The sequence below is a fragment of the Halobaculum rubrum genome, from assembly GCF_019880225.1.
Lineage (GTDB): Archaea > Halobacteriota > Halobacteria > Halobacteriales > Haloferacaceae > Halobaculum > Halobaculum rubrum.
Genome location: NZ_CP082284.1, coordinates 2,527,858 through 2,554,683 on the forward strand (window position 1 = coordinate 2,527,858; position 26,826 = coordinate 2,554,683).

The following is a 26,826-nucleotide window of genomic DNA, read 5'->3' on the forward strand; positions in this document are numbered from 1 at the left end:
AGTAGGTATTGTGTATTTCTTGCAAAACTATTATACTGATGGGTCGCGTAGCCTGGATCGATGAGCGAACGAGACCAGATCCGAGAGCGGAAAGCCGAGGAACTCAAGAACAAGCTCGGTGGAGAGGGAAACGACGACGAGTCCACGTCGGACCGCAACGAGCCGGTACACGTCGAGAGCACCGAGCACCTGCAGGAGCTCGTCGATGAGGGCGGCGTCGTCCTCACGGACTTCTACGCCGACTGGTGTGGTCCGTGTAAGATGCTCGAGCCGATCGTAGCCGAGATCGCCGCCGAGACCGACGCGACCGTCGCGAAGGTCGACGTCGACGCCCAGCAGCGCCTCGCACAGCAGTACCGCGTTCAGGGCGTCCCGACGATGTACCTGTTCGCCGACGGCGAGCAGGTCGAGCAGCTGGTGGGCGTCCGCCAGAAGGACCAGCTCGTCTCGCTGATCCAGCAGTACGCCTAACTCCCGAGTTCACGCTCACCTCACCGGCGAGCGGTCTCCCGCCCACACAGCCGAGATGCAGGTGGGTCTTCTTCGGTCCCGCGTTCCGACCCCGTTCTGTGACGACACGATGCTCGCTCGCCCGCGAGCGACCTCGCCGCGCGAGCAGTATTGAGTACGATGCGCAACATTAAAGCCCGAACAGTCAGTATTGGATAATGCGCACAATCGAGACTACCCATGAGCACCGAGATCGACATCACCGAGACGTTAGACGTGAAAGGACTGAGCTGCCCGATGCCCATCGTGAAGACGAAGGGCGCGATCGACGACCTCGCCCCCGGCGAGGTGCTCGAAGTCGTCGCGACCGACCCCGGCAGCGTGAGCGACATCGACGGCTGGGCGTCAGGAACCGACGGCGTCAGGCTCCTGGAGCAAGAGGAGGGCGACGACGTGTTCAAACACTACGTCCGCAAGGAGGACTGAGCATGGACGAGATCGGGATCATCGTCTCCAGCGACGATCCCAAGAGCCTCGCGATGGCCACTAACCTCGGTCACGTGGCGCTGACGATGGACACGGACGTGTTCCTGTACTTCACCTTCGACGGCTTGACCCACCTAACCGAGGGCGAGAAGGACCTGTCGTCGATCCAGCCGCTCCTCGACGAGGGGATGCCGAACCCCTACGACATGCTCGGCAAGCTGATCGCCGACGGCGGCGATGCGGTCACGTCGGTCGCCTGTACGACCACACTGGACATGCTCCAGTGGGACCGCGACGCCATCGACGACGACGTGACGACGAAGTTCGCCGGCGCCGTCACCTTCCTCGAGGCCGCCGAGGACGCCGACCAGGTCTTCACCTTCTGATCCCGGCCGGTCAGTTTTCGGTTTTGAGCCGACTCCCCACCGACGGGATCGCCGTCGTATTCGACTCGCGAACGGACGCCCACTCAGCAGTCGCCGATACGCGAACGCTCAATCAGTTCGTGATCTGCACGGCGGCGCTGCCGCTCGACGGGCGTCGTATCCGACGGGAGTGGAACGCTCCCAGCTCAGCGCGTACTGACGCCGAGCGCGGAGTACACCGCGCACGTGTTCGCGAAGGCGGTGCCGAGCATGAGGACCGCCACGATGCCCAACACGAGCGACACGACGCCCTGGAGTTCCACGACCTGTGCGAGTCCCGCCAGCGAGACGATACCCGCGATCGCCCCGACGGCGATCCGAACGAGCTTGTCCGTCGATCCGACGTTCGTTTCCATACCCCACCGTACGGGGTCCAGATACAAGAAGTAGTTGCCCGGTCGTGGGGCAATCACGACAGACACCGTGCCTTCGAACCTGGGTCGGACCACCGGGAGCCGAGCGACAAACGCGACACCGTTCGCCCCGGTGTCCTCGATCCACACGTCGCCGTCGTCGCGGGCGATCGACCTCATCGTGGCGGAACCGACGCGGGCGGCACGAGTAACACGTTGCTGGTACCGCGAGCGATCACGGACTCGGAAACGTTCCCGAGCAGCAGTCGACGGAGGCGACTCGTCCCGCGAGCGCCCAGCAACGTGAGCGTCGGGTCGATTCGGCGCTCCTCGGCGAGGATCCCCTCGACCGCCTCGCCGGATCGGACGGCGATATCGGTCTCGACGTCCATCCGTCGATCCAGATCGGCGGCGCGCTCGGCGAGACGCTCGCGGGCGACCGCGAACGACTCCCCGCGGTCCGTCCGCTCGCGCTCCAGGACGTGCAGCAGCGTGACCCGATCCGCCGCACGTCGAAGCCGGGGGAGGAACTCGAACGCGCGCTCCGCGTTGTCCGAGAAGTCGGTCACGTACAGTATCTCGCGAAACAGGTGCTCCTGTGTGAGCGTGGCGTCGGCGTCGGCCGCAGTGTCGGATCCGTCGTCGATCCGCTCGACGAGCAACGGAACCACCGACGTGCGGGCGACGTTGCGGACGGTATCGCCGATGAGGCGGTTGCGCAGCGGGCTTTGTCCGCGCGATCCGACGACTGTCAGGTCGGCCGGAAGCCGCTCGGCGAGCCCGTTGATCCGGCGGTACGGCGCCCCGCGAGCGACGTGCGTCTCCACGTCGAATCCCGCCGCCTCGAACGTCTCGCGTTGGGGTTCGAGCGCCTCGGAGGCGTCGCTGGCGGCGTCCATCCCCGGCAGGCTGCCCGAGACGTTGTCGGGGACGACGGTGAACAGGTGGACCTCCGAGACCCCGATAGCGTCGAGACAGTGGAGACAGGTTCGCGAGCGGAACGCCGCTCGGCTCGCCTCCGAGAGGTCCGTGGCGAACACAGCGCGCATGCGTTCCGTTCGTCCCTCGGCTACAAATACTGTGAGGCGGCGGCGAATCGGTTCTATCGCGTCTTTTCGCGCCGGCGACCCCGTCAGTCGTCGGCCGTCCGGGCGGAGTTCGTGCCGTGTCGCCGTTCGAACTCGCCGATCAACCCGTCGATTCTCCCGTACCAGTCGTTGAGGTCGTGCTGGAGTGAGTCGACCACCTCGTCGGCGTCGACCGGCTCGAACACGTGATAGTAGCCGCCGTCGTCGTAGTTGATCTGTCGTCGGCGGACCACGCCGGCGTCGACGAGCCGCCGGAGCGAACGATACGCGGTCGACCGTTCGCGATCGACCGCCTCCGCGACCTGTTCGACGGTGAAGGGGTGGCCCTCCGCCGTGAGCAGCTCGTACACCGTGCGGTCGAGCTCGGTCACGCCGAAGAAACACTCGAGCACCCCCTCACACTGCATGGACCGATCGAGTTGTTCGGCAACTGGAACGTTCATAGGTGCGGGTACGCATCTCATATCCAAAAAATATTGTGTGGATTCCGAATAACTGGGGTCGGCCTCCGGACCGTGTCGGCTCTCTCCGCGGGCTACCTGCTCGGCCGTCGCCGGACGGGCTGGTGGGTCGCCGCGATGTCGATGAAGTTGTCGAACACCGTTTTCGCGGCGCGCGACTGCTCCACGGCCTCGTCGGTGATGCCGTCGAGAACGGCACGGATCCGTTCGTCCGGGAGGTCCTTGCTGTCGGTGACCCATTCGGCGGTCCGTCGGTCGTATTCGGGGTGGAACTGGACGCCGTACGCGCTGCCGACACGGAAGGCCTGAACGCCGTTCTCGTTTCGAGCGAGGGTTGCCGCGCCGGGGGGAACCTCCGCGATTCGGTCCGAGTGCGTCTCGAAGCTCACGAACTCCGCGGGAACACCATCGAACAGCGGGTCGTCGCCGATCCGCGTGATCGATTCGTAGCCGAGTTCGTACGCCCCCATGTCGACGACACGGCCGCCGAGAGCCTGCGCGAGGAACTGGTGCCCCCAGCAGATCCCGAGGATCGGTACGTCCGCCTCGTACACTCGACGGACCCACTCGGTCGCCTCGTGGATCCAGTCGTGGTCGTCGTACACCGACGTCTGCGATCCACTGATCACGACGCCGTCGAACTGCCAGTCCGAGGCCGACACCGATGGGGGAAACACCCCCTCGCTGATCTCGTACACGGTCACGTCGGCGTCGAGTTCGCGCCGAAGGTTCGCCTCGGCGGGCGTGTCTCCGACCGACGCGTCGAGGACGGCGAGTGTCGTCTCCATACAGAGGGATACGCGGGGAGGGCACATATAGTCTTGGTATAATTGTACAATATCCATGTGTCTGTACGTCGCCGTTCGTTCGTTCCGCACCGTCCGTGCAGCGACGCTTCACGAGCCGGTTCACGAGCGGTGTGTGTCGGTCCGTCGGCCCGACGGTTCCGTCGAGCGGAGCAGTCGCTCTCGGGCGCGGAGCGTGGCCGAGAAAACTGCCGCCTCGAAGTTCGTGGCCGGTTAGTCTGCGGTCGACGGCTCCGGCGACGACGACGACGCGCGGAGTTCGCGGACGCTGCTCACAACCACCGCCGCGCTCACGAGGAGCGCAGCGCCGAGGATGATGGCGAGGCTGACGAGGTCGAACACCTCGATACCGAGGTAGCTGCCGGCCTCGCGAACGGCGACGGCGACGGCGCCCAGCAGCAGCATCACGCCGAAGTACACCTTGATGTCGTCCTCGTCGACCAGGTTGGTCGCACCGGCGCCGATCCGAGCACCCAGGGCACTGCCCGCCAAAAGCGGGGCGACGATCGAGAGGTCGACCGCGCCGGACTGCGCGTACAGGAACGACCCGATACCGCCCGAGAAGACGATCTCGAACAGGTCGGTCCCGACCGCGACCGGCACGGGCACGCCGACCAGGTAGAACAGCGCGGGCATACGGATGAAGCCGCCGCCGACGCCGAGGAACCCGGACAGCAGGCCCGTGGCGAACGCGACCGCGAGCACCATCCACAGCGAGACGGTGAAGCCGCCGCGGACGGAGATCATCGGGGGTATGTTGTACGACTGGATCTTCTGGGCGATCGGAGGAATATCGTCTGCGCCCTCGTCGCCCTCCTCCACGTCGTGGGAGATCCCGCCGTCACCGTCCTTCAGCGCCGTGTAGGTGACGAACGCACCGATCGAGCCGAGCAGGCCGATGTAGGCGACGCTGACCACGGTCCCCGCGAGTCCGATATGCTGGAGGTACTCCAAGCCGATCTTCCCGACCTCGATACCGCCGGTCGTCCCGGCGATCATCAGGACACCGAGCTTGTAGTCGACCTGTCCCAGATCGCGGTGTTTCAGCGTCGCGATGACGGAGGTACCGAACACGAACGCCAGGCCGGAGGCGACTGCGACGTTCGGCTTATAGCCCATCACCAACAGCGCGGGCGTAACGAGGAACGATCCCCCCATTCCGAAGAACCCGAACAGGATCCCGATGAGGAGACCGAACGAGGCGAACATCGCCAGGAGCTGGATACCGACACCGAGTATCTCCATCTCAGATACCCCGCAGGAAGTCGATGATCCGCTTCCCGAGTGCCGACTCGAGTAGCCCGTAGCCGAAGTACAGTACGATCGCTTCTAACAGCACCAGTCCGATGATTGCCGCTGCTAACGTATTTCCGCTCAGGCTGTCCAAGCCGAGTTGCAGTATTGTGCTTACCATGGAATCCTCACACCATCCCGTATCCGGTCAGGGTGTATAATGGTTTTGCAATTGTAGTACAAGACTGTATTCCGGTAACGAACCCATGGTGATGTGTAAGTTATGGGTGGCTACACACGAGAGACGCAGGTCGGGGCGCGATCGTGGTACTCCGGCCCAAAGTGAGTCGCTGCCATCGGTACGATGACAAGTTCCCTCGGGGCGTCTGCTCTACTACTCGTCGGTGCGCGCCAATGCGCGTCGTCTCGCGGCTGTTTTTGAGTACCACACACGGTCTCGATCCGCGAACGAGCGGGACGTGACGAGCAGTGCCCGATCTATTCACGGTCGATCAGCGTGTCCACCGGCTGCGCCGTGTCCCTGTAGGATTGTGTGATTAGTACACAAATATTATGCTCGTGGAGCCGGTAGTGTACGGTAACTCATGCCCGATGCGATGTCCGACCAACTGCGAGAAGATATGGAGTGTGAGGGGCTGCTCGAGTGCTTCCACGGGCTCAAGCAGCTCGACAGAGAGTGTTATCGGACGCTCGTCGCCGCCGACGGCGAGTTGACCGTCGACGAGGTCGCCGAGCGCGTCGACCGCGAGCGTTCGACGGCCTACCGATCGATCCAGCGGTTGCTGGACACGGGGTTCATCGAGAAGACCCAGGTCAACTACGAGCAGGGCGGCTACTACCACGTGTACTCGCCCGCGGGGCCGGGCGACATCGCGGACGACATGCAACGGATGCTCAACGATTGGTACGCCAAAATGGGGCAGCTCATCGGCGAGTTCGAGACCAAGTACGAAGAGCGCGAGTCGGCGTCTGCCGAAGCCGCCGAGCAGTAGCGATCCCTCGACAGTCTCGGTCGGGACCCATTCACGTCGGGCCATCTGTTTGTGTACGCCTGCAGACAGTAGGAGAATCGGGAGCTAACCTGACACCGATCGGTACCATCAGTTATGCGTCGGCCTCCGAGTGTAGGCCATATGATGGGCGATCGGTTCGACTCCGACGGGGTTGGTTCCACGGACCACACGTCGACGAGGGGGGTGTTACCGACCGCACAGACGACGTGTCCGGACTTCGTGTTCGACGCGCTGGCCGCGGAACGGCGCCGTACCATCTGCCGCGTGCTCGACGAGGAGGGGGCACGCGACCTCGACGATCTCGCGATCGACGTCGCGACTGTGGAACACACTGCGGCGGAACCCGGGGTGACGAACGAGGAGTGTGAGACCGTGTACGCGTCGCTGTACCACCAGCACGTCCCGAAGCTGACGTCACTCGATGTCGTCAGGTTCGATCCCGACGACGCCACCGTGGCGCCCGGCGAGCGCTTCGCCGCTGTCGTCGCCGCGCTCGATGCCGTCGAGACGGTACTGGACGAGCCGGTCGCTTCCCGAGGCATCAATGGATGACTCGGACGCGTCGCCGGAGCGAGACCCGCAGGTCCACTGGAGGGGTCGCGACTGGACCAAAACGGCACACAGACAGTTCGATCCCGCGGCCGGCGGTGATCTCACGAGCGCGATCGTGCGGGCGCTCGCCGACGCGAAGCGTGTGTCACCCCACGAGCTGACCGGCCCGACGTTGTACGACTGTGTCGACATGGACGCGGTCACCCAGTTCGTGGCAGCCGGACGGTCTCCGACCGCTCCAAAGCCCGACTTCGTTCGGTTCGAGTACGACGAGTCGCTCGTCGAGGTTCGTACCGACGGCCGTATCAGCGTGTTCGCATCCGTCGCCGACGCCGTGTGACTGAGAGGGCAGTTCGGGGCTCCGGGACCGATCCGCTGTGTCGTCAGTTCGATCGAGAGCGAGAGCGTCGCGCCGACGTGACGACCGATTCCGCGCCCGCGAGCTTTTACCCGGCGCGGCCCTCTCCCCGTGCGATGGACGTCGCTATCGTTACCGTCGGCGACGAAGTGCTCGCCGGGGAGACGACGAACACGAACGCCTCGTGGCTCGCGGGCGAGATCGCCGGCAGGGGCGCGCGGGTCCGGCGCATCCTCACGATGCCGGATGACCGGTTGGCGATCACGGAGCGGGTCCTCGCGTGGAGCGACGCCTACGACGCCGTGATCGTCACCGGTGGACTGGGCGGGACGCACGACGACGTGACGGCAGATGCCATCGCGGCCGCCTTCGACGCCGAGTTGGCCGTCCGCGAGGAGGTTCGGGCGGCCGTCGTCGAGACGGTCGCCGCCTACCGCGACGCGAACCCCGACCTCGTCGAGGCGCACGAACTGGAGATCGACGTCGCCGCGTGGGCGTCGCTCCCGGCGGGCGCGCGGTACGTCCCCAACGACGAGGGGCTGTGTCCGGGCTTCGTGCTGGAGAACGTGTACGCGATGCCGGGCGTTCCGGCGGAGGTCGAGGCCGTCTTCGGACGCGTCGCCGACGAGTTCGCCGGCGACGAGGTGACGCGGACGCTGTACACGCCGCAGCCGGAGGGGTCGATGGTCGAGACGCTCGACGGCGCGCGCGATCGGTTCGACGTTGCCATCGGGAGCTATCCCGCCACCGACGGGCACAACCGGCTGACCGTCCGCGGCGACGACGCGGGCGACGTGGAGGAGACGATCGGGTGGCTCGCGGAACGAGTGCGGATCGCCGAAACGGAGTGAATCGGCCCGGGTGTCACTCTCCCAACTGGGTGTCACTCCCCCGCCCGGTTACACTCGCGTCAGCGCGTGTTCAAGTCGCTCCAGCCCGTGGGTAGGACAATGACATCCGTCACGCCCACGCCGGGCATCCATCACGTCACCTGTGTCGCCGGCGACCCGCAGCGGAACATGGACTTCTGGGTCGAGACGCTCGGGCTCCGACTCGTAAAGCGGTCGGTGAATCAGGACGACCCGGGGACGTACCACTTCTTCTTCGCCGACGCGGAGGGGACTCCCGGAACCAGCATGACGTTCTTCCCCTGGGAGGACCTCTCGCAGGGGAAAGTCGGCTCCGGGCAGGTGTCGCGAACCGCGTTCCGCGTGCCCGAGGGGAGCCTCGACTACTGGGAGGAGCGCTTCGACGAGCACGGCGTCGAGTACGACGAGCGCGTCGAACGCTTCGGTGACGAGGCGCGCAGCGCCTCGGAGAACGCGAGCGGCGACGAGCCGCGAGCAGAGACGGTCCTCCCGTTCCGCGACCCAGACGGCCTTCCCGTCGAGCTTGTCGAAGTGGCGATCCCCGACGACGACCCGACCGTGCCGTGGACCGAGTTCGTCCCCGCCGAGCACGCGATCCGCGGCTTTCACTCGGTGACGCTGTGGCTGGCGAACCCCGACGCGACGATGGACCTCCTGGATACCATGGGGTTGGAGCAGGTCGCGACCGAGAAGTCGCCGGGCGACACGCCGGGCGACGAGCGAACCCGGTTCGCGGCCGCCGGCCCGGTCGGCAAATACGTCGACGTGTTGCCGACGGTGCAGGCGGGCCGGCAGGGCCACGGCACCGTCCACCACGTCGCGTTCCAGACGCCCACCGACGACGACCAGTCCGCGATGCGCTCGGCCGTCCAGCAGGAGGGGCTGCGACCGACTCAGCAGATCGACCGCCACTGGTTCCGCTCGGTGTACTTCCGCGAGCACAACGGCGTGCTGTTCGAGCTCGCGACGAGCGACCCCGGCTACGACAGCGACGAGCCGCTCGACGACCTCGGCGGCCGGCTGGTGCTGCCGGGCGAGTTCGAGGCGCGCCGCGAGGAGATCGAAGCGCAGCTCGCGGACGTGACGGTGCCGCGGGCCGAGGCGGCGGAGACAGCCGAAAGCGAGGCCGACGACTGAGGGGCGGACGCGTACGCTCGCGGACTCAGAATCCGCCGTAGCGGAGATACACCATATCGGCGATAAGCAGCAGCTGAAAGAGTCCCTGCACGAGACCCAACTTCGCGTTCTGTTGGCCGATCGCCGAGATGACCGCCGGGTCGGGCGTGGCCGAGATCATCTGCTTGTACATCCGGATCTCGCCGGGTAACAGGAAGCCGAACCCCTGGACCGACAGCACCGTCACGATCACGAGCGCGACCGCGATCACGGGCGTCGTCATCTGGAACTGACCGATCGTCGTCGCGACCCACGCCAGCGACCCGACGCTCCCGACCACGAAGACCGCCTGCCAGCGCCGGTCACCGAAGACGTTCATCCGGTAGCCGAACAGCAGGAGTATCGGGATCACGTTCGCGGCGGTGAACAGCGGAAGCCACACGTCCGCGTGCGGGAACACGCCGATCCGCTGCGCGAGCGTGATCCCGCCCGCGATCGTCGTGAACGCAAGCGCCGGGAGAAGGAACGCCGTTTTCGGCGTCAGCCGCTCGAACACCGCCGCGCTCTGTTCCTCGTCGAGTCCGCCGACCACGGGGCCGAGCACGGCGCCGATGAAGAGGTCCGTCCCGGTCCACATGAGTCCCGCCATCACGTGTACGTACGTATGTATCTGGACCGAAGCGCCGGTGAGGGAGTACCCCAGTGCGAGCAACGGGACCGCCACGACGGCGACCGCGAACGCGGGATTGCCGCGCTGTGCAAGTCCCCGAACCGTTCCCCGAACCGATGTCGTTGACATATCGTTTCGGGGACGTGCAAGGGGAGACATAAACGTGTCTCCGCTGCGACAGCACCCCGACCACACCGCCCGTCACGGCGGTCCGGGACCCGAACGCAGGTCGCTACTCCTCGACGGTTACGGTCCCGTCGGCGCCGACTGTGACGATGTACCCACAGTACTGAAACGTGACGTACCCGGACGTGTCACGGAGGACCGACGTCAGTGCGTCGGGGTCGACGACGGCCGCGAGCGGCGGGTCGAGTTGCTCGGGTTGAACCCCGTCCCGTTCCGCGATCGTCGAGACGATCTCGTGGACAGTTTCGGAAGTCAACTGGATAGATGAAGGACGTTCCACATAAATAAGAGCCTTGTCGTAGCGGTCGTTTGGCGTTCCCGCGTGGCTCCGGAGCGAACGGTATCCAGGAATCCTGTGCGGGAGAGTTATGACACCGGCAGGACCTTTCCATGCGGAGATGAGCCCGCAGCCAGACCGGACGGACGTTCCGAGGGACGTTCGGACGACGACCGATCTCGACGACGCGTTGGCGGGGTTCGTCGCCCACGTCAGCACGGGAGACTCGGGTCGCCACCGGGGTGAAGTCGAGCGCGTCGTCGGCGACTTCGTGGAGACGACGGGCGACCTCGGCGCCGTGACGGTGGGTGATCTATCAGTCGGACGGCTCGAAGCGTACGCCGCCCACCTTGCGCGCCGGGCCTGGGCCAGGGAGGACGACCCCGACGCGGGGATCACCGGGCGGACAGCTCACCAGTACTTCGCCCTGGTTCGGTCGTTTTGCACGTCCCTCCTCGAGCGCGACGCCCTGGAAACGAACCCGGCGAAATCGGCCGTCCCGACGGACGCGCTGCCGGACCGCTCGGTCGGCGTCCGCGGCGACGACCGCGAGCAGTTCTGGAGCGCCGACACCCGCGAGCGGATCGTCCGCTGGATGGACTGGCGGATCGACGACGCACTCGACGGTGGGTAGCTCGGCCCGGCGCGTGCAACGCGTGACCGGGCGCTCGTCGCCGTGATCGCCTACTCGGGCGCTCGCGGCGCCGAGCTGTTTCGCGACCCGCAAAACGACCGCCGACAGGGGATCCGCTGGCGACACGCCGATCTCGAGGAGGGGACGCTGCGTGTGTACGGCAAGACCCAGGAATGGCAGCGGACGCCGAAGCTAGAGCCGGGGACCGAACGGCTCCGCGCACACTATCGTCGCCAGGATCCGCCCGGCGAGGAGTGGCCGGTCTTCCCGACGAGCCACCTGCCGAGCCTCTATCGGCTCGTTCGGGACGCCGACGGCGTCGCCGCCGAGCCGACGAACGATAGCGTGTGGCGACTGCTGCGCGAGCACGACCTCGTCCCGCCGGCGATCTCGACGGCGGGCGCGCGAACGCTCCTGAAGCGGCTCTCGGCGGAAAGCGGCGTCACCGAGGACGGCGAGGCGCTGCTCCCGCACGGCGCGCGGCGTGGCCTCGGCGACGAACTGTACGACACGAGCGCGGAGCTGGCTCAGGAGGTGCTTCGACACCGGTCCGTCGAGACGACGCACGCGAGCTATCGGGACGACAACGTCGAACGGCTCCGCGAGGCCGCGGAGGACGCGCTCGATTCGTAGCAACTCCCTTCGAGTTCGTCGACTCCGTTGAACTCCCGGTGGTTCGTCACGCCCCGTGGTCGAACAGCAGTTCGATAAGGGTGCTCGGCTCGATGAACGGCAGCGGTACACGAGCATTCGCGAGCGAAGCGAGGTGTTAGCCGCCGGAACGGAGTGAAACCCTGTGACGACGGTGTTTTGGCATCAACGGGTGGTACCGAGAGTCGACTGACCGAGCGCAGCGGGTGAGAGCGGACCCCGGTAACGAAGGTTGCTCCGGTCGGTTCGCGACCGGTTCACCGCTTCCGTTCGCCGCCGGCGACGCGGTCACTGTCGGCTGTGACGGAACTGTCTTATAATATAGCCGGAAACACACGGGCGAATATCGTCGAATGAGCCCCACTCGTACATCGCCCCACGGTCAACTCGAGGAGATCCGGGTGCTCCACGTCGATGACGAGCCGGACTTCGCTGACTTGGTCGCCACCTTTCTCAGCCGTGAAGACGACCAGTTCGCCGTCGAGACAGCCCTCAGTGCCACTGAGGGGATCGAACATCTCGCTACCGAACGGGTGGACTGTGTCGTCTCCGACTACGATATGCCGGGCCGAAACGGGGTCGAGTTCCTCGAGGCCGTCCGCGAGGACCACCCCGAACTGCCGTTCATCCTCTACACCGGGAAGGGAAGCGAGGAGGTCGCCAGCGACGCGATCTCGGCGGGGGTCACCGATTATCTGCAGAAAGAGAGCGGTACCGACCAATACGCCGTTCTGGCGAACCGGGTGCGAAACGCCGTCGAACGGTATCGTGCCGACCAGGAGCGCCACCGCCAGCAGGAAGCCATCGAGAGCGCACAGGAAGGCATCAGCATCCTCAGCACCGATAGCGAGTTCATCTACGTGAACCAGGCGTACGCGGACCTCTACGGCTACGAGCCCGAAGAGATGCTCGGCGAACACTGGGAACTGGTCTATCCCGATGACGAAGTGCCGTTTGCACGTGAGGAGATCGTCCCGACGGTTGCCGACGAGGGGTACTGGCACGGCGAAACCAGAGGACTCAGAGCGGACGGCACGACGTTCCCCGAAGATCACGTCGTCTCACGGACGCGGAACGAGGAACTGGTCTGCACGGTACGCGACCTGAGTGATCGCCGCGAACGCGAGACGGAACTCCGGACGAAGATCCGTGCGATGGACGAAGCGCCCGTCGGTATCACGATCACCGATCCCGATCAGGAGGACAATCCGGTCGTCTACATCAACGATCGATTCGAGGAACTGACAGGCTACGACCGTGATGACGTTATCGGACGGAACTGTCGCTTCCTTCAGGGGGACGACACTGCCGAGGAGCCGGTCGCTACGATGCGGGAGGCGATCGACGCTCAAGAGCCGGTCACGGTCGAACTCCTGAACTACCGGAAGGACGGCACCGACTTCTGGAATCGCGTCTCGATCGCTCCCGTACATACCGAGGACGGGTCGGTCAGTCAGTACGTCGGATTCCAGCAGGACATCACCGAGCAGAGGCGACACGCCGAGCAGTTACAAGCGCTCCACGAACGAAATCGGATGCTGATGACCGTCGGTTCGAGCGACGAGATCGCCGACATCGGCGTTGCGGCGGCGAGCGAGATACTGGGACTGGACGCGTGTTCGATCCACCTGTACGATGCGGAGCAGTCCGGTCTCGTGCCGGTGGCCGCGACTGACACCCTGTCCGATCTCCTCGGCGAGGTACCACTGTTCACAGGCGGGGACAGTATCGCGTGGCGCGCGTACGAGCAGGGTGAGTCGCTTGCGATCGACGACGTACAGGACGACCCGGACAGGAAAAACCAGGAGACGCCGATGCGGAGCGAACTCTATCTCCCGCTTGGCGACCACGGGATTATGTTGGCCGGCTCTCCGGAACCGAATAGCTTCGACGAGCAGGAGTTCGTGCTCGGACAGATCTTGGCCGGGAACCTCACGTTGGCACTGGACCAGGTCAGACAGACCGACCAACTGCGTGCACACGAGGCGGAGTTGATCCGCCAGAACGACCGGCTCGAGGAGTTCACCAGTATCGTCTCCCACGACCTCCGGAATCCACTGAGCGTGGCCGAAGGACACCTAGATCTCGTCCGAGAGGAGTATGAGAGCGAACTCTTGGACCCTATCGAACACGCGTTGGAACGAATAGACACCCTGATCACGGATCTCCGAACGCTGGCCCGTGAGGGCGAGACGATCTCCGAGGTCGAATCGGTCGATATCGCGACGATAGCCGATAGTTGTTGGGCCAGCGTCGAGACGGCGGACGCCACGCTCGTCACGGACATCGATCGGAGAATCACTGCCGACAGGAGCCGCCTGAAGCAGGTGTTCGAGAACCTCGTTCGCAACGCGGTCGAGTACGGCGGTGCCGACGTGACCATCACCGTCGGGGAACTGGAGAACGGGTTCTATATCGAGGACGACGGACCGGGCATCCCCCCCGAGGAGCGTACCGATGTGTTCGAGACGGGGTATTCGACCAACGACGAGGGAACCGGGTTCGGACTGAGCATCGTCGAACAGATCGTTGCGGCCCACGACTGGGACATCCGTGTCGTCGACGGAACCGACGGCGGTGCACGGTTCGAGATCACCGGCGTCGAACTCGTCGGTGAGTAGTACACGTGCGTGCTCTCAGCGGTGGCGAGTCCCCTGTTCTACTGCGGCGATGAGATCCGACGGGGACGGAACCCCGGAACGTCCGGGGAGTAGGTCCGCCTACCGACCGTTTGCTGCGGTTGCTCGCGACGCTCGCTCCCTGGCAAGAGCTCGACCGGCAGCCTGCGAGCCTCCCTTCGGTCGGCTCGTTGCCTGCTCACTCGACCGTTCGCGGTTAGTGGCTCGGTTGTCAGCTTTACCACACGACACAGTGACACGTCGACGAGTTCAATCGAGCCGGCTAGCTTTTTGTCCGATGACGAGCGACTCGTAGTCAGGTCCCCGAGACCGAGATCGACAATGGAACTCGACAACTTCGTTTCACAGCACGCGCCCGGCGAAAGCGACGACCGCTTCGAGCTGGAGAACGGCAAGCTCCTCGACATCGACGTCGACGGCACGGTCCTCACGAAGGCCGGATCGATGATCGCGTATCAGGGCGACCTCTCGTTCACCGGCAGGTCGTCGGCCGAGGGCGGACTGGGCGGCTTCATCAAATCGAAGGTGTCCGGCGAGGGGACGCCCGTCATGGAGGTGGAGGGGACGGGACACCTGTACGTCGCCGATCAAGAGAAGCAGATCCAAGTCCTCTCGCTGGCCGACGGCGAATCCATCTCGGTGAACGGGAACGACGTCCTCGCGTTCGAGGCGGCGGTCGACTACTCGATCTCGACGATCGGCAGCCTCGGAGGCGCCTCCGCGGCGGGGCTGACGAACGTCTTCCTCACCGGCCCCGGACTGATCGCGATCACGACCCACGGCGACCCGCTCGTGCTCGAACCGCCTGTGAAGACCGATCCGGACGCGACCGTCGCGTGGTCTGCCGACCTCTCGCCGGGTATCGAGACGAACCGCAGCCTGAGCGACGCGATCGGGCAGTCCTCCGGCGAGACGTACCAGATGGAGTTCACCGGCCAGAGCGGATTCGTCGTGATCCAGCCGTTCGAGGAGCGCCCGCAGCACCACGAGGGCTGATCCCCGTCGCCGGTTTGTTGCCCCTGTGACCCCGGAACCTTTGTCGGCCGCAGCCGAGTGGGCGGTGTGAACGTGCAGGTGTACGGTCCGCTCCGTTCGGCGACGGGATCGAAGACCGTCCGGGTCGGTCCCGACTCGCTGCCGGAGCACCCGACCGTCCGCGATGTCCTCGACGCGCTGTGTGCAGCCCACCCACGGACGGAGTCACACCTCAGCGACGGGGACGGGTCGTTGCGTCCGAGCGTCCGGGTGACCGTCGACGGCGACCGGGCAGCTATCGACGACGACTGCCCGGCCGACGCGGAGGTGCGGGTGTTCCCCGCGATGCGCGGGGGGTAGTCGACCTACAGTCCGTACTGTGTGCGGACGGGTTCCGCCAGTCCGACCTCCTCCAGCTTCTCCATCGGGACGAGCATGGAGAGCTGGACGACGCCCGGCAGCCGAGCGATCTCGACGCCACCGGTGAACGTACAACGGCCGCGGATCTCCCCTTCGGTCATGTCGAGCAGGTCGCCCGCACGGTCGAAGGCGTTCTCGGTCGCGTCGTTGATCGTCGCGCCCGAGCCGACGACCTGGATCGGCGCGGCGTCGTGCAGTTCGTCCACGTCGTACTCGTCGGCGACGGCCTGCCCGGCCTCCCGCTCGTCGGCAGTGTACGGCTTCGCGATGTGCGGCAGGTCCGCCTCGTTGGGGAGCAGGATCGGCCCGCCCAGTTCGAGGTCCTTGATCACCTCGACCTCCAACTCGGTCCGTCCGCTCACGTCTGTCGTGTGTAAGGAGAGCTCGCCGTCCCCCTGGTTCGCGTGGAGGTCCCCGACGTAGAGGCCGGCCCCCTCGACGCGGACCGGACAGATCAGCGTCGCGCCGGGCCGGACGTCGTTGGAGTCCATGTGGCCGTCGGTGCGCGCCTCCAGCTCGGACTCGTCGGCGAGTCCCCAGTCGTGGCTCGCGCCGATGAGAAACTGGCCGAAGTCGCCGGCGTTGTGCGAGTCGGGGAACTCACGGGCGGGCGTCGTCCCGATGTTCCCGATGAACGGTCGGAGGCGACCGAGCGCGCCGGGCATCTCGTCGGGACCGTACAGCAGGATCGGATGCTGGCGGGAGTGCTCCGGCAACGCCATCGCCTCGTCGGCGTTCTCCGCGAGCCGCCGGGCGCCGTCCCCGTCGACGGTGACGCCGACCGTCTTCTCGTCGTCGAACGCGACGGTGTAGCCGTACTCGAACCCAAACGACGAGGCGTTCGCACCGCATTCGGCACAGCGGATCGCGTCCTCGCCCGTCCCCTCGACGACGCTCTCGGGCCAGAGTGCGCCGCATTCGGGACACTTGTGGTCGACGAACGGGTCGTCGCCGAAGGCGCCCTCGCGTTCGGCCATACTCCCCGTGCTCGTGGCCGTGCTCGTCACCTCGACGTCGTTGATCCGGACGACGAGCGCGTCGCCGGGCTCGGCGTTCTCGACGCGGATCGGTCGCGTCACCTCGTGACCGCCCCTGAACTCGGGGGTGATCATCGGGCCCCAGCACGCCGGCGGGGTGTGCGTGCGAACGGTTCCGCCGTCGGCGACGGTACCAGCCCACTCCTGATCGGGACCGACGAGCCCGAGGGTGAACGCGTCCACCTCGAGTTCCTCCTGGATCTGTTGGGACATACGATCGTGGCTATGTGAGCCAGTCGCATAAGCGTCGCCGACAGGGGACGGCCCGCCGGAGTCGCTCCGCCGAACGTCCGACGAGTTGAACGGGGGAACGCGCGGACCGCGTTCCCTTCGCGAACCCGACGGCGGGTGGAACGGGTCGGCGTCTCACCCACCACTGATCTCGGGGATTCAAACTGGAGTTGCTACGTCGGCTCACCGGCCGAGAGGGTCGTCAGGACGGGGTTGTGTGTCGTACACACAATCCTTATTACGGCGGAGAAAGTATAAGATATGTACAAATGCCCGATTCGATGTCCGAACAACTCCAGCGGGACATGGAGTGCGAGGGGCTGCTGGAGTGTTTCCACGGTCTGAAGCAACTCGACAAGGACTGCTATCAGACGCTGGTCTCCGCGGACTCGCCGCTCACTATCGACGAGGTCGCCGAGCGCGTCGACCGCGAGCGCTCGACCGCCTACCGGGCGGTCCAGCGCCTCCTCGATGCCGGGTTCATCCAGAAAGAGCAGATCAACTACGATCAGGGCGGCTACTACCACGTCTACAGTCCGACCGACCCGTCGGAGATCGCCGACGACATGCAGCGGATGCTCAACGACTGGTACGCGAAGATGGGCCAGCTCATCGGGGAGTTCGAGACCAAGTACGAGCAGCCCGATCGAGTCCCCGTCGAGAACTGACTGGGACGGGACGGCCCCTCCGTCACTGGCCGCAGCTTCTCCCTGTTCGACGAACCGCTATCGGCGGGAATCGTCTTGTACAATACCCGCACTATCAATTCAGCCGAGGCTATCTCCGAACGTAGTTTGGTTCCGATGACTCCCAGAGTCTTGGACACAGTCAACAATATTAATGGGATGCCCGCCGTCTCTACAGGTAGAGCCATGACCGACGCAGCATACGACCTCGACAAGACCGTTGATGCCAGGGGCGCGGCGTGTCCCGGCCCACTGATGGACCTGATCGGCGCGATCAAGAGCGTCGACTCGGGCGCGATCGTCAGACTCCGCAGCGACAACGAACAGTCGACGACCGACGTACCCGAGTGGACCGAGGAGTCGGGCAACGAGCTGTTGGAACTGGTCGAGACCGACGACGGCTACGACTTCTACGTGAAGAAAGCATGACCGAGGAGATCGTCATCGTCGGCGCGGGGACCGGCGGGAGCGTTCTCGCGAACGACCTGGCCGAGCGGCTCGACGCCGAGATCGACGCCGGGGACGTTCGGGTGACGCTCGTCAACGACAGTCCCGACCACGTGTACAAGCCGGTGTGGCTGTACGTCCCGTTCGGCAAGCGCGAGTCCGAGGACGGCCGTCGTCCGCTCTCACAGCTCGTCGACGACCGCGTCGATCTGCGGATCGACCGCGTGATCGACGTCGACACAGACGCCAAGCGGATCGAGTACCGCGACGGCACCGGCCCGAACGAGTACGACCACCTCGTGCTCGCGACCGGGTCGACGCTCGCGCCCGACGAGGTGCCGGGCCTCCGGGAGGGCGGGTACGACTTCTACAGCGAGGACGGCGCCGAGGCGCTCCGAGAGGAGTTACTCTCGTTTACCGAGGGCCACCTCGTCCTCAGCGTCGTCGGGACGCCGCACATGTGCCCGGCCGCGCCGCTGGAGTTCGTCTTCATGGCGGACGCGTGGTTCCGGGAACGGGGACTGCGCGACGACGTCGATATCACCTACACCTACCCGGTGAACCGCGTTCACGGCAACCCGAACATCGCCGAGTGGGCGCGCCCGAAGATGGACGAGCGCGACATCGCCGTCGAGACGTTCTTCAACGCCGAGGAGGTGGACCCCGACGAGCAGGTCATCTCGTCGATGGAGGGGTCGGAGCTGGAGTACGACCTCCTCGTCGACATCCCGCCGCACCGCGGGGTCGACCTGATCGAGGAGGCCGGCCTCGGCGACCGCGGCTGGGTCGAGGTCGACAAACACACTCTCGAAGCCAAACACGCCGAGGACGTGTACGCGCTCGGCGACACCGCCGCGACGGGCGTGCCCAACGCCGGTAGCGTCGCCCACTATCAGGCGGGCGTCGTCGGCCAGCGGCTCGCGAGCCACGTCCGCGGCTACCCGGCGACGGAGACGTACGACGGCAAGACGCTGTGTTTCATCGAGACCGGCATGGACGAGGCGTCGTTCGTCGAGTTCGACTACGAGAACCCGCCCGCGCCCGCGCCGCCCTCGGAGAAGCTTCACTGGTCGAAGCTGGCGTACAACGAGGCGTACTGGCTCACCGCGCGGGGGTTACTGTAACATGAGCGATTCGGAACCAGCCCAGCAGGAGGCCGAGTCGGTCGACAGCGACGCGCTCGAGGAGGCGATCGCGGAGAACCCCGAAGCTGTCGCCGAGTTCGTCCAGCGACTGGACGCGGTCAACGAACTGTTGGACGTGCTCGCGCTCGGGGAGGGCGCGCTCAGCGACGAGATGGTTCGTGAACTGTCGAGCACCGCCGGGACGCTCGCGGAGTCGGCGGACGGACTCGCGACCGAGGAGACGGTCGCGCTCGCGGCCGCCGTCGGCGACAACGGCGAGGAACTGACCGAGGCGCTCGACACGTTGGTGACCCTGCAGCGCTCGGGCACCCTCGACGAGTTGGCGGAGATCGCCGAGGTCGGCTCCCTCGCGACCGCGGCGCTCAGCGACGAGATGGTGCGCTCGCTGGCGAGCACCGGGTCCGGGCTGGGTGAGGTCGCCGACACCGCCGCCGACGAGGACACCCGGGAGGGGATCGAGACGCTCCTCGACGGCGTCGGCGACGCGGAGGCCGAAGCGCCCGAGCGCGTCGGCGCGATCGGGCTCGCCCGCGGGATCAGGGACCCCGAGGTCCAGTACGGGCTCGGGTACCTCCTCGCGCTCGCGGGCGCGATCGGCCGCGAGCGGGCCGAGAACGCGTAGTCACGGATACACCGCCGGATGATCTGAGGCCGGTCGTCTCACTGAGATCGGAGCCCCGAGTCGGAGTTCCGGACGGGGCGACTACCCGGGGAGCACCGGCGGCAGTCCCCAAAGAGCGAACAAATATTCGCCGTTTCGATAGCCAGTTTTGATACAGCGAACAGTTCCTTACTCGAGAAGGCAATATTAACATGCGCGGACGGCAATCATCGAGTGATGATTAGATCCAATCAAGACTGGTGGCCAGACCAACTGAACCTGGATATCCTCGACCAGAACACCCAGAACCACGGGCCGATGGACGAGGAGTTCGACTACGCGGAGGCGTTCCAGTCGCTCGATTTCGACCAAGTGAAGGCGGACATCGAGGACGTGATGACGACGTCCCAGGAGTGGTGGCCGGCCGACTACGGTCACTACGGTCCGCTGTTCATCCGAATGGCGTGGCACAGCGCCGGGACGTACCGAACGTACGACGGCCGTGGCGGCGCCTCCGGCGGGCGACAGCGGCTTCCGCCGCTCGACAGCTGGCCGGACAACGCCAACCTCGACAAGGCTCGCCGACTGCTGTGGCCGGTCAAACAGAAGTACGGCCGCAACCTCTCGTGGGGTGACCTGATCATCCTCGCCGGCAACGTCGCGCTGGAATCCATGGGGTTCGAGACCTTCGGCTTCGCCGGCGGGCGTGAGGACGACTACAAGCCCGACGAGTCCGTCGACTGGGGTCCGGAAGACGAGTTCGAGCTGTCCTCCGAGGAGCGGTTCGAGGAGGACGGGACCCTCAAGTGGCCGCTCGGCAACACGGTCATGGGGCTCATCTACGTGAACCCCGAGGGCCCGAACGGTGAGCCCGACCTCGAAGGCTCCGCACAGAACATCCGCGAGTCGTTCGGTCAGATGGCGATGAACGACGAGGAGACGGTCGCGCTCATCGCCGGCGGACACACGTTCGGGAAGGTCCACGGCGCCGACGACCCCGACGAACACGTCGGCCCCGAGCCCGCGGCCGCGCCCATGGAGAAGCAGGGCCTCGGCTGGGAGAGCGACTTCGGCGAGGGCAAGGGCCCCGACACGATCACGAGCGGGATCGAGGGCCCGTGGAACACCACGCCGACCCAGTGGGACACGAGCTACGTCGACAACCTGCTGAACCACGAGTGGGAGCCGGAGAAGGGTCCCGGCGGCGCGTGGCAGTGGACGACGAAGGACGGCGAGCTCGACGACGCCGCGCCCGGCGTGCAGGATCCCTCGGACCGGGAGGACGTGATGATGCTCACGACGGACGTGGCACTGAAACACGACCCGGACTACCGCGAGGTCCTCGAACGGTTCCAGGAGAACCCGATGGAGTTCGGGATCAGCTTCGCGAAGGCGTGGTACAAGCTCATCCACCGCGACATGGGCCCGCCCGAGCGGTTCCTCGGCCCGGAGGTTCCCGACGAGGAGATGCTGTGGCAGGATCCCGTCCCCGACGCCGACTACGACCTGATCGACGAGGAGGACGCCGCCGAGCTGAAATCGGAGATCCTCGACACCGACCTGTCGACCTCTCAACTCGTCAAGACCGCGTGGGCGTCCGCTTCGACGTACCGCGACAGCGACAAGCGCGGCGGCGCCAACGGCGCCCGCATCCGCCTCGAACCCCAGCGTAGCTGGGAGGTGAACGAGCCGGCCGAGCTGGAGACCGTCCTGGACACGCTCGAGGAGGTCCAAGCGGAGTTCAACGCCGCGCAGTCCGACGACACGAAGGTCTCGCTCGCGGACCTGATCGTGCTCGGCGGCAACGCGGCCGTCGAACAGGCCGCTGCCGACGCCGGCTACGACGTGGAGATCGCCTTCAGCCCCGGTCGGACGGACGCCACGCAGGAGTGGACCGACGAGGAGTCGTTCGAGGCGCTCAAGCCCGACGCGGACGGCTTCCGCAACTACCTCAGCGACGACGCCCCGGGCCGCGCCGAGGACCTGCTGGTCGACAAGTCGGACCTGCTGAACCTGTCTGTCAGCGAGATGACCGCCCTGCTGGGCGGCATGCGCGCGCTCGGCGCGACGTACCAGGACACCGACCGCGGCGTCCTCACGGACGAGCCCGGGACGCTGACCAACGACTTCTTCGTGAACCTGCTGACCATGGACACGGAGTGGGAGCCGGTCTCGGAGTCGCGTGAGATCTTCGAGGGCATCGACCGCGAGACGGGCGAGGTCGAGTGGGAGGCCACCCGCTTCGATCTCGTGTTCGGCTCGAACTCGCGCCTGCGTACCGTCTCGGAGGTGTACGCCGCAGAGGACGGCGAGGAGGAGTTCGTCGAGGAGTTCGTCGACACCTGGGAGAAGGTCATGCGGCTCGACCGGTTCGACCTCGAGTAGCGACACACCCGGCCGGATCCCGGGCACCGTCTTTTCGTTCCGGTGACGAATTCGATAGCCGGCAATGGTGGCATGCGATAGACGCCGGGTACAGGGGATACCGGAGACTCGTCACAGGGAGAAACACAGAACCAAGAGTGATCCTCCTCCATCGGTAGGTTTCTCAGCCGTTTGTAGCGAATCACGGGACCCCCGTGGGTGTGCGAACTGTGCTACACCATCCTCAGCGGGTGCAGCCAGCTGAGACGAATACTCATCGCGCGGTAGTGCGGGGGGAACGTCGATATCACCCTACTTGACCCGTTGTGACCGGGGCCTCCAGTGAGAAATCCGTGACCCCATGAGGAAGGATCGTAAATCGCCGGACGCGAAGAGGATCACACCGGATCCACCGTTTCTGGTTCTGTAGAAATTGACGAAAGTTTGATATGAACGCTGTATGAACACGCTGTATGGATAGACGATCGTTTTTGAGGAGTCTCGGTGTCGCCGGACTGACCGGCATAGCAGGCTGTACCGGGGATACGGACTCCGGCGACGGGAACAGTGGCGGCGGGCAGAGTCGAGGGGGGTCGACGGCGACCGCGACGGACGACCCGTCAGCGACATCGGAATCAACCGAGACAGCGACGGACGAGTCAGCACAACCTGACACGGCCGCCTCGGAGACCGGGTATTCGGTTCGGATCCGCTACAACGGCGAGTGGCAGGGAAGCGTTGGCACGGCGGAGTCGACGCGGTCCGTCGACGGCGAAGGCGACCGGACGATCTCGATAGAGGGCTCGCCGGACATCATCACCGTGAACGCTCAAAAGCAGGACGACTCGACAGACGAGATCACGGTACAGGTCCTGAAGAACGGAGACGTGATCGAAGAAGCGAGTTCGACGGCAGCCTACGGGCTCGCACAAGTCAGCGCAAATCTCTTCGGTGGTGGTGGATCGGACGACGGCGGCGGCGGCAGTGAAGAGAGCCCGTTCTCGGTTCGGATCCAGTACAACGCGGCATGGCAGGGATCGATATCGACAGGTGAGTCGTCGCGTTCGATCAGCGGCACCGGCTCGAGGACGATCGACATCGACGGCTCACCGAACGTCATCACCGTAAACGCACAGAAACAGGACGGGTCCGACGAGAAACTCACCGTCCAGATCCTCGAGAGCGGAGACGTGGTGAAAGAGACGTCCACTACCGCCGGATACGGAGTGGCACAGGTGTCGTACTCGAACTTCTGACTCGCCTGCCAACGTACCTCCTTGCGACACGACGGGGCGGGAGCAACCATGCTGCCGAGAGCTGTGACGACCGCCCGTCGGTACTCAGTCGACCGTCCGTGTCGCCGACGCGACGTACACCCCCGCGATCTCCGTCTCGTCGACGGCGAGGGTCAGCTCCGCCCCCTCGCTCGCGGCTTCGTCGGTCACGACCGTTACCGCCTCGACCGGGTCGCGCGCGACGAACGCCCGGATCCGATCGAGCCACGACTGGCGTCCGCCGCGACGACCGACGAGCACGTGGCGGGAGTCGGCGAGTTCCCGAAGCGAGGGCTGCAGGTCGGCCTCGTCGAGTTCCTCCGGCGCGACGGCGTGTATCACCTCGATCGTGATCGTCTCGGTCACGGGCGTGTCTTCGGCCGCTGTCGCATCTCCTTGTCGGTCGAGTGGCGCCGGCTCGTCGTGCCGTCTCGACCGGCGTGAACGATTCGGCGGTTCAGGTCGCCAACGCGTCGCTACTCCGTTCTCCTGACCGTTATCACCGGAACCGGCGCCGACCGAACGGTCTTTTCGGCGACGCCGCCCAACAGAACCCGATCGGTGCCGCGACGACCGACCGTCCCCATGACGACGGCGTCGATGTCCTCCCCATCGACAGTGTCGAGGATCTCGGCGACCGGGTTCCCCCGTCTGAGATGCCGAACGACCTCGCCGACACCGTACGATTCGGCCTGTGCGGCGACGTCGTCGACGGCGTCGGTCGCGGCCCCCTCTCCGGCTTCCGCCGAGACGGCCGACCGGACATCGAACCCCAGCGACGCGGTGTCCACGACCGACAGCGCGTGAACGGTCGCATCGAGCGCCGACGCGAGCGAGAGCCCGTGTTCGACCGCGGGGGCCGCTCCGGGGCTGCCGTCCGTCGGAACGAGGATGTCGTCGTAGGGAAACGCGAGTTGCTCGTCCGGTTGCATCCGTGCCGTCAACACCGGGACCGACGACAGCCGGACGACCTTTTCAGTCACACTGCCGAGCAGGAACCGGGAGATCCCCGCTCGCCCGTGCGTGGGCATCACGATCAGATCGTGGCCGTGTCGGTCGGCGTAGTCGGTGATCTCCGGCGCCGGATTCCCCTGAACGACGTCCGTGTCGAAGTCGACGTCGAGTGACGCGAGCGTCTGCCCCGCATCCGCAACGACGGACTCCCCGTGGTCAACGAGTGCATCCACGGGCTGTCCCCGAATGACGGTCACCGAATCACGCGTCGTGTCGGCGACGAAAAGTACGTGTATCGTCGCGTCCTCGGTGCCGGCGATCTCGGCGACGTGGTGGAGAACGGCTCTCGCGCCGTCGCTCCCGTCGAACGGGAGAAGGATATCGTCGTACATGCCCGGTAGCGGGCGATACGCGCTGCAGTCAATAATGGTTTGTTGCCGATACGTTCCGCAGTCTCCCGGCACGCACCGGGCCACCTCGCCGACAGATATATCATAGACGTTCGTGATATTTACATGTGGAGCGTGATACACGTGAACACCCCATCGACGAACGAGGCGGACCGAGCGCGTCCCGAGCCTCCAGCCGCTCGACGCCGTACAGGGGTTCGTACGGCGATCGTACACGTTGGCTGCGCTGTGGTCGGACTCGCCGCGACGACCGCGTTCGCCGTCCGCTTCTACCCGGAGCTGGTCGGTGCGGTCGAGCGACTGCAGCCACAGCTGTTGACCTCGACCGCGTTGGTGTTCGTTCTCTTCTGGATGTGGGCCGCCGTCTGGGTCGCAGTCGAGGTGGCGTGGGAGTGGCGGTCTCGACGCGTTCACACTGAACGGTAGTGGCCGGTCGGACCGAGCGCCACGGCGACGGTCGTCGATGCCGCCCAGTTCGAGCGTGTCCGGCCCACGTGTCCCGCAGTACGCCGCGGTACGCCGATGAAATTATGTCGCGACCGCGACCACGTCCGGTATGCCGAGAGACGAGCGGTCGACGGACGCGGCGGTCAGCGACCCCTCGGCCGCGCCAGCAACCGACGCCGAGCGGGTCGCCGTCGCGTGTCTCCGTGCCGGCATCGAGGCGTCGCTTCCGGCGACGGTCGTCGCCGAGGCCGTCTCGATTGAGGAGTCCGTGTTGGCCGTCGGGGACGATACCTACGACCTCGACGCGTACGGCCGGATCGTCGTTGTCGGCGGCGGTAAGGCGGCCGACGGCGCGGCGAGCGCCCTGGAGTCGATTCTGGGCGACCAGATCGCCGCGGGTGTGATCGTCGTCGACAGCGCGGACGACTCCGACGGCGGGGACGATGCGGGGGAGTCGCGGATCGAACGGGTCGTCGGTGGGCACCCCGTTCCGACGAGCGCCGGCGTCCACGGGACGACCCGCGCGGTTGACCTGGCCCGAGCGGCCGACGAGGAGACACTCGTGCTTGCGCTTGTCACCGGCGGCGCGAGCGCGTTGTTCGCGGCGCCGGTCGACTCGGTCGGGTTGCCCGCCTTGCGCGAGACCACGGACGCGCTGTTGAGCGCCGGCGCCGACATCGAGGAGATCAACGCCGTCCGGAAACACCTCTCGCGGGTGAAAGGCGGGCGACTCGCGGCCGCGGCCGCCCCCGCGACGGTGGTGGGGATCGCCCTCAGCGACGTGGTCGGCGACGACCTGAGCGTGATCGGTAGCGGGCCGACCGCGCCCGACGACTCGACGTACGAAACCGGCCTCGACGTACTCGATCGCTACGGGATCGACGCCCCGCCCGCTGTACGCGAGCACCTACAGCGAGGCGCGGAGGGCGCCGAACCGGAGACGCCGACGGCCGACGCGACCGTCTTCGATCGGGTCGACACGCACGTGCTCGCCAACGCGGCAACGGCGCTGGAAGCGGCCGCGGCGGCCGCCGCCGACCAAGGGTACGACCCGATCGTTCTGTCGAGTCGCATCAGGGGAGAAGCCCGGGCGGCGGGCGTGACACACGCCGCGGTCGCCGAGGAGATCGCCGACTCGGGGAACCCGATCGAGCCGCCGGCGGTCGTTCTCTCGGGCGGCGAGACGACGGTATCCGTCCAGGGCGACGGGACGGGCGGGCCGAACCTCGAGTGTGCCCTCGCCGCCGGCATCGAGTTCGCGCTCCCCGAGTCGCCGGTCGCGGATCGACCCGTCGCGTTCCTCGCCGCCGACACGGACGGCCGCGACGGCAGCACCGACGCCGCGGGCGCGCTCGTGACGGCGCAGACGGTCGGGAACGCGGCCGACGCGGCGGCTGCGCGGGCCGCGCTTGACGACAACGACGCGCTCTCCGCGTTGCGCGACCGGGACGCACTGATCCGAACCGGCGCGACCGGGACGAACGTCAACGACCTCCGTGTCGTCGTCGTCGGGCAGTGAGCCGCCGTCGAACAGATCTCGGCGCCCT

The 26,826-nt window shown here is 66.1% G+C and carries 32 protein-coding genes; 21 read left to right on the plus strand and 11 right to left on the minus strand.

From position 1 onward, the window contains the following. The first annotated feature begins 60 nt into the window (after positions 1-60). From trxA to K6T25_RS12955, 3 genes are all read left to right on the plus strand, one after another. A complete protein-coding gene (gene trxA, locus K6T25_RS12945) occupies positions 61-471 on the plus strand; it encodes a thioredoxin (protein WP_222914750.1) in 411 nt (136 codons plus the stop codon). A 219-nt stretch (positions 472-690) separates the two neighbouring features. Then, positions 691-936: a sulfurtransferase TusA family protein gene (locus K6T25_RS12950; RefSeq protein ID WP_222914752.1), complete on the plus strand. Its 246-nt coding sequence runs from the start codon at positions 691-693 to the stop codon at positions 934-936. A gap of 2 nt (positions 937-938) precedes the next feature. Beyond that, positions 939-1,322, plus strand: coding sequence for a DsrE family protein (locus K6T25_RS12955; protein ID WP_222914754.1), 384 nt, complete (start codon positions 939-941; stop codon positions 1,320-1,322). Between the two features lie 185 nt (positions 1,323-1,507). On the opposite strand, the gene K6T25_RS12960 is transcribed toward K6T25_RS12955, so the two are convergent. The 6 genes from K6T25_RS12960 to K6T25_RS15810 form a co-directional block, all read right to left on the minus strand. Then, complete coding sequence (locus K6T25_RS12960) at positions 1,508-1,717, minus strand: YgaP family membrane protein (RefSeq protein ID WP_222914756.1); 210 nt, start codon at positions 1,715-1,717, stop codon at positions 1,508-1,510. Positions 1,718-1,890: 173 nt separating this feature from the next. After that, positions 1,891-2,763, minus strand: coding sequence for a universal stress protein (locus K6T25_RS12965; RefSeq protein ID WP_222914758.1), 873 nt, complete (start codon positions 2,761-2,763; stop codon positions 1,891-1,893). An 83-nt stretch (positions 2,764-2,846) separates the two neighbouring features. After that, complete coding sequence (locus K6T25_RS12970) at positions 2,847-3,245, minus strand: helix-turn-helix domain-containing protein (RefSeq protein ID WP_222914759.1); 399 nt, start codon at positions 3,243-3,245, stop codon at positions 2,847-2,849. A 92-nt stretch (positions 3,246-3,337) separates the two neighbouring features. Beyond that, positions 3,338-4,051 (minus strand): type 1 glutamine amidotransferase, encoded by a 714-nt coding sequence (locus K6T25_RS12975; RefSeq protein WP_222914761.1) that lies wholly within the window; start codon positions 4,049-4,051, stop codon positions 3,338-3,340. Positions 4,052-4,282: 231 nt separating this feature from the next. Next, positions 4,283-5,314: a sulfite exporter TauE/SafE family protein gene (locus K6T25_RS12980; RefSeq protein ID WP_222914763.1), complete on the minus strand. Its 1,032-nt coding sequence runs from the start codon at positions 5,312-5,314 to the stop codon at positions 4,283-4,285. A gap of 1 nt (position 5,315) precedes the next feature. Further along, positions 5,316-5,408, minus strand: a complete 93-nt coding sequence (locus K6T25_RS15810) for a DUF7512 family protein (RefSeq protein WP_425600871.1) — start codon at positions 5,406-5,408, stop codon at positions 5,316-5,318. Between the two features lie 499 nt (positions 5,409-5,907). Here K6T25_RS15810 and K6T25_RS12985 point away from each other — a divergent pair, with 499 nt between their 5' ends. From K6T25_RS12985 to K6T25_RS13005, 5 genes are all read left to right on the plus strand, one after another. Continuing rightward, entirely contained in the window at positions 5,908-6,315 is a 408-nt protein-coding gene (locus tag K6T25_RS12985; RefSeq protein ID WP_222914765.1) for a helix-turn-helix domain-containing protein, read from the plus strand. A gap of 141 nt (positions 6,316-6,456) precedes the next feature. Next, positions 6,457-6,888: a DUF7344 domain-containing protein gene (locus K6T25_RS12990; RefSeq protein WP_222914767.1), complete on the plus strand. Its 432-nt coding sequence runs from the start codon at positions 6,457-6,459 to the stop codon at positions 6,886-6,888. Continuing rightward, entirely contained in the window at positions 6,881-7,228 is a 348-nt protein-coding gene (locus K6T25_RS12995; RefSeq protein WP_222914769.1) for a HalOD1 output domain-containing protein, read from the plus strand. The genes K6T25_RS12990 and K6T25_RS12995 overlap by 8 nt, the downstream gene beginning before the upstream one ends. Positions 7,229-7,362: 134 nt before the next feature. Further along, positions 7,363-8,097: a competence/damage-inducible protein A gene (locus K6T25_RS13000; protein ID WP_222914771.1), complete on the plus strand. Its 735-nt coding sequence runs from the start codon at positions 7,363-7,365 to the stop codon at positions 8,095-8,097. Between the two features lie 99 nt (positions 8,098-8,196). Further along, entirely contained in the window at positions 8,197-9,252 is a 1,056-nt protein-coding gene (locus K6T25_RS13005; RefSeq protein WP_222914773.1) for a ring-cleaving dioxygenase, read from the plus strand. Between the two features lie 25 nt (positions 9,253-9,277). Here K6T25_RS13005 and K6T25_RS13010 read toward each other — a convergent pair whose 3' ends face one another. Together K6T25_RS13010 and K6T25_RS13015 are read right to left on the minus strand one after the other, a co-directional pair. Then, positions 9,278-10,030 carry a hypothetical protein gene (locus K6T25_RS13010; protein WP_222914775.1) on the minus strand — a complete coding sequence of 251 codons (753 nt, stop codon included), beginning with the start codon at positions 10,028-10,030 and terminating at the stop codon, positions 9,278-9,280. A 103-nt stretch (positions 10,031-10,133) separates the two neighbouring features. Continuing rightward, on the minus strand, positions 10,134-10,343 hold the full coding sequence (locus tag K6T25_RS13015; RefSeq protein WP_222914777.1) for a HalOD1 output domain-containing protein: 210 nt from the start codon (positions 10,341-10,343) through the stop codon (positions 10,134-10,136). Positions 10,344-10,485: 142 nt separating this feature from the next. Here K6T25_RS13015 and K6T25_RS13020 point away from each other — a divergent pair, with 142 nt between their 5' ends. The 5 genes from K6T25_RS13020 (at position 10,486) to K6T25_RS13040 (ending at position 15,623) form a co-directional block, all read left to right on the plus strand. Then, complete coding sequence (locus K6T25_RS13020) at positions 10,486-10,998, plus strand: hypothetical protein (protein ID WP_222914779.1); 513 nt, start codon at positions 10,486-10,488, stop codon at positions 10,996-10,998. A 42-nt stretch (positions 10,999-11,040) separates the two neighbouring features. Next, entirely contained in the window at positions 11,041-11,631 is a 591-nt protein-coding gene (locus K6T25_RS13025; RefSeq protein WP_222914781.1) for a site-specific integrase, read from the plus strand. Between the two features lie 371 nt (positions 11,632-12,002). Next, positions 12,003-14,270 carry a hybrid sensor histidine kinase/response regulator gene (locus K6T25_RS13030; protein ID WP_222914783.1) on the plus strand — a complete coding sequence of 756 codons (2,268 nt, stop codon included), beginning with the start codon at positions 12,003-12,005 and terminating at the stop codon, positions 14,268-14,270. 339 nt (positions 14,271-14,609) lie between these two features. Next, the gene (locus K6T25_RS13035; RefSeq protein WP_222914785.1) at positions 14,610-15,284 is read left to right on the plus strand and encodes an AIM24 family protein; all 675 of its coding nucleotides are present in this window, start codon (positions 14,610-14,612) and stop codon (positions 15,282-15,284) included. A 66-nt stretch (positions 15,285-15,350) separates the two neighbouring features. Continuing rightward, positions 15,351-15,623, plus strand: coding sequence for a ubiquitin-like small modifier protein 1 (locus K6T25_RS13040; protein ID WP_222914788.1), 273 nt, complete (start codon positions 15,351-15,353; stop codon positions 15,621-15,623). A 5-nt stretch (positions 15,624-15,628) separates the two neighbouring features. Here K6T25_RS13040 and K6T25_RS13045 read toward each other — a convergent pair whose 3' ends face one another. Continuing rightward, positions 15,629-16,933, minus strand: coding sequence for an acetamidase/formamidase family protein (locus K6T25_RS13045; RefSeq protein WP_222914790.1), 1,305 nt, complete (start codon positions 16,931-16,933; stop codon positions 15,629-15,631). 287 nt (positions 16,934-17,220) lie between these two features. On the opposite strand from K6T25_RS13045, the gene K6T25_RS13050 reads away from it, so the two are divergent. From K6T25_RS13050 to K6T25_RS13075, 6 genes are all read left to right on the plus strand, one after another. Beyond that, a complete protein-coding gene (locus K6T25_RS13050) occupies positions 17,221-17,619 on the plus strand; it encodes a helix-turn-helix domain-containing protein (RefSeq protein ID WP_222914792.1) in 399 nt (132 codons plus the stop codon). A 204-nt stretch (positions 17,620-17,823) separates the two neighbouring features. Beyond that, positions 17,824-18,066: a sulfurtransferase TusA family protein gene (locus K6T25_RS13055; protein ID WP_222914795.1), complete on the plus strand. Its 243-nt coding sequence runs from the start codon at positions 17,824-17,826 to the stop codon at positions 18,064-18,066. Then, a complete protein-coding gene (locus tag K6T25_RS13060) occupies positions 18,063-19,208 on the plus strand; it encodes an NAD(P)/FAD-dependent oxidoreductase (RefSeq protein ID WP_222914798.1) in 1,146 nt (381 codons plus the stop codon). Before K6T25_RS13055 ends, K6T25_RS13060 begins: the two co-directional genes overlap by 4 nt. Before the next feature lies 1 nt (position 19,209). Further along, positions 19,210-19,851, plus strand: a complete 642-nt coding sequence (locus K6T25_RS13065) for a helical membrane plugin domain-containing protein (RefSeq protein ID WP_222914799.1) — start codon at positions 19,210-19,212, stop codon at positions 19,849-19,851. A gap of 216 nt (positions 19,852-20,067) precedes the next feature. Further along, positions 20,068-22,215, plus strand: coding sequence for a catalase/peroxidase HPI (gene katG, locus K6T25_RS13070; RefSeq protein ID WP_222914801.1), 2,148 nt, complete (start codon positions 20,068-20,070; stop codon positions 22,213-22,215). 452 nt (positions 22,216-22,667) lie between these two features. Continuing rightward, positions 22,668-23,450 carry a hypothetical protein gene (locus tag K6T25_RS13075; RefSeq protein WP_222914803.1) on the plus strand — a complete coding sequence of 261 codons (783 nt, stop codon included), beginning with the start codon at positions 22,668-22,670 and terminating at the stop codon, positions 23,448-23,450. Between the two features lie 84 nt (positions 23,451-23,534). On the opposite strand, the gene K6T25_RS13080 is transcribed toward K6T25_RS13075, so the two are convergent. Then, a complete protein-coding gene (locus tag K6T25_RS13080) occupies positions 23,535-23,834 on the minus strand; it encodes a DUF7526 family protein (protein ID WP_222914805.1) in 300 nt (99 codons plus the stop codon). Positions 23,835-23,944: 110 nt separating this feature from the next. Further along, entirely contained in the window at positions 23,945-24,814 is an 870-nt protein-coding gene (locus tag K6T25_RS13085; RefSeq protein WP_222914807.1) for a universal stress protein, read from the minus strand. 246 nt (positions 24,815-25,060) lie between these two features. Between K6T25_RS13085 and K6T25_RS13090 the strand changes: the two genes are divergently transcribed. Both K6T25_RS13090 and K6T25_RS13095 read left to right on the plus strand, forming a co-directional pair. Further along, positions 25,061-25,258 (plus strand): hypothetical protein, encoded by a 198-nt coding sequence (locus K6T25_RS13090; protein WP_222914808.1) that lies wholly within the window; start codon positions 25,061-25,063, stop codon positions 25,256-25,258. A 130-nt stretch (positions 25,259-25,388) separates the two neighbouring features. Then, positions 25,389-26,798 carry a glycerate kinase type-2 family protein gene (locus K6T25_RS13095; RefSeq protein ID WP_222914810.1) on the plus strand — a complete coding sequence of 470 codons (1,410 nt, stop codon included), beginning with the start codon at positions 25,389-25,391 and terminating at the stop codon, positions 26,796-26,798. Positions 26,799-26,826: the final 28 nt, after the last annotated feature.

Excerpts from the sequence above, each read along its gene's own strand:
- trxA (WP_222914750.1), top strand. The coding sequence starts at position 61 with ATGAGCGAACGAGACCAGATCCGAGAGCGGAAAGCCGAGGAACTCAAG.
- K6T25_RS12950 (WP_222914752.1), top strand. The coding sequence starts at position 691 with ATGAGCACCGAGATCGACATCACCGAGACGTTAGACGTGAAAGGACTG.
- K6T25_RS12955 (WP_222914754.1), top strand. The coding sequence starts at position 939 with ATGGACGAGATCGGGATCATCGTCTCCAGCGACGATCCCAAGAGCCTC.
- K6T25_RS12960 (WP_222914756.1), bottom strand. The coding sequence starts at position 1,717 with ATGGAAACGAACGTCGGATCGACGGACAAGCTCGTTCGGATCGCCGTC.
- K6T25_RS12965 (WP_222914758.1), bottom strand. The coding sequence starts at position 2,763 with ATGCGCGCTGTGTTCGCCACGGACCTCTCGGAGGCGAGCCGAGCGGCG.
- K6T25_RS12970 (WP_222914759.1), bottom strand. The coding sequence starts at position 3,245 with ATGAACGTTCCAGTTGCCGAACAACTCGATCGGTCCATGCAGTGTGAG.
- K6T25_RS12975 (WP_222914761.1), bottom strand. The coding sequence starts at position 4,051 with ATGGAGACGACACTCGCCGTCCTCGACGCGTCGGTCGGAGACACGCCC.
- K6T25_RS12980 (WP_222914763.1), bottom strand. The coding sequence starts at position 5,314 with ATGGAGATACTCGGTGTCGGTATCCAGCTCCTGGCGATGTTCGCCTCG.
- K6T25_RS12985 (WP_222914765.1), top strand. The coding sequence starts at position 5,908 with ATGCCCGATGCGATGTCCGACCAACTGCGAGAAGATATGGAGTGTGAG.
- K6T25_RS12990 (WP_222914767.1), top strand. The coding sequence starts at position 6,457 with ATGATGGGCGATCGGTTCGACTCCGACGGGGTTGGTTCCACGGACCAC.
- K6T25_RS12995 (WP_222914769.1), top strand. The coding sequence starts at position 6,881 with ATGGATGACTCGGACGCGTCGCCGGAGCGAGACCCGCAGGTCCACTGG.
- K6T25_RS13000 (WP_222914771.1), top strand. The coding sequence starts at position 7,363 with ATGGACGTCGCTATCGTTACCGTCGGCGACGAAGTGCTCGCCGGGGAG.
- K6T25_RS13005 (WP_222914773.1), top strand. The coding sequence starts at position 8,197 with ATGACATCCGTCACGCCCACGCCGGGCATCCATCACGTCACCTGTGTC.
- K6T25_RS13010 (WP_222914775.1), bottom strand. The coding sequence starts at position 10,030 with ATGTCAACGACATCGGTTCGGGGAACGGTTCGGGGACTTGCACAGCGC.
- K6T25_RS13020 (WP_222914779.1), top strand. The coding sequence starts at position 10,486 with ATGAGCCCGCAGCCAGACCGGACGGACGTTCCGAGGGACGTTCGGACG.
- K6T25_RS13030 (WP_222914783.1), top strand. The coding sequence starts at position 12,003 with ATGAGCCCCACTCGTACATCGCCCCACGGTCAACTCGAGGAGATCCGG.
- K6T25_RS13035 (WP_222914785.1), top strand. The coding sequence starts at position 14,610 with ATGGAACTCGACAACTTCGTTTCACAGCACGCGCCCGGCGAAAGCGAC.
- K6T25_RS13045 (WP_222914790.1), bottom strand. The coding sequence starts at position 16,933 with ATGTCCCAACAGATCCAGGAGGAACTCGAGGTGGACGCGTTCACCCTC.
- K6T25_RS13050 (WP_222914792.1), top strand. The coding sequence starts at position 17,221 with ATGCCCGATTCGATGTCCGAACAACTCCAGCGGGACATGGAGTGCGAG.
- K6T25_RS13055 (WP_222914795.1), top strand. The coding sequence starts at position 17,824 with ATGACCGACGCAGCATACGACCTCGACAAGACCGTTGATGCCAGGGGC.
- K6T25_RS13060 (WP_222914798.1), top strand. The coding sequence starts at position 18,063 with ATGACCGAGGAGATCGTCATCGTCGGCGCGGGGACCGGCGGGAGCGTT.
- K6T25_RS13065 (WP_222914799.1), top strand. The coding sequence starts at position 19,210 with ATGAGCGATTCGGAACCAGCCCAGCAGGAGGCCGAGTCGGTCGACAGC.
- katG (WP_222914801.1), top strand. The coding sequence starts at position 20,068 with ATGATTAGATCCAATCAAGACTGGTGGCCAGACCAACTGAACCTGGAT.
- K6T25_RS13075 (WP_222914803.1), top strand. The coding sequence starts at position 22,668 with ATGGATAGACGATCGTTTTTGAGGAGTCTCGGTGTCGCCGGACTGACC.
- K6T25_RS13085 (WP_222914807.1), bottom strand. The coding sequence starts at position 24,814 with ATGTACGACGATATCCTTCTCCCGTTCGACGGGAGCGACGGCGCGAGA.
- K6T25_RS13095 (WP_222914810.1), top strand. The coding sequence starts at position 25,389 with ATGCCGAGAGACGAGCGGTCGACGGACGCGGCGGTCAGCGACCCCTCG.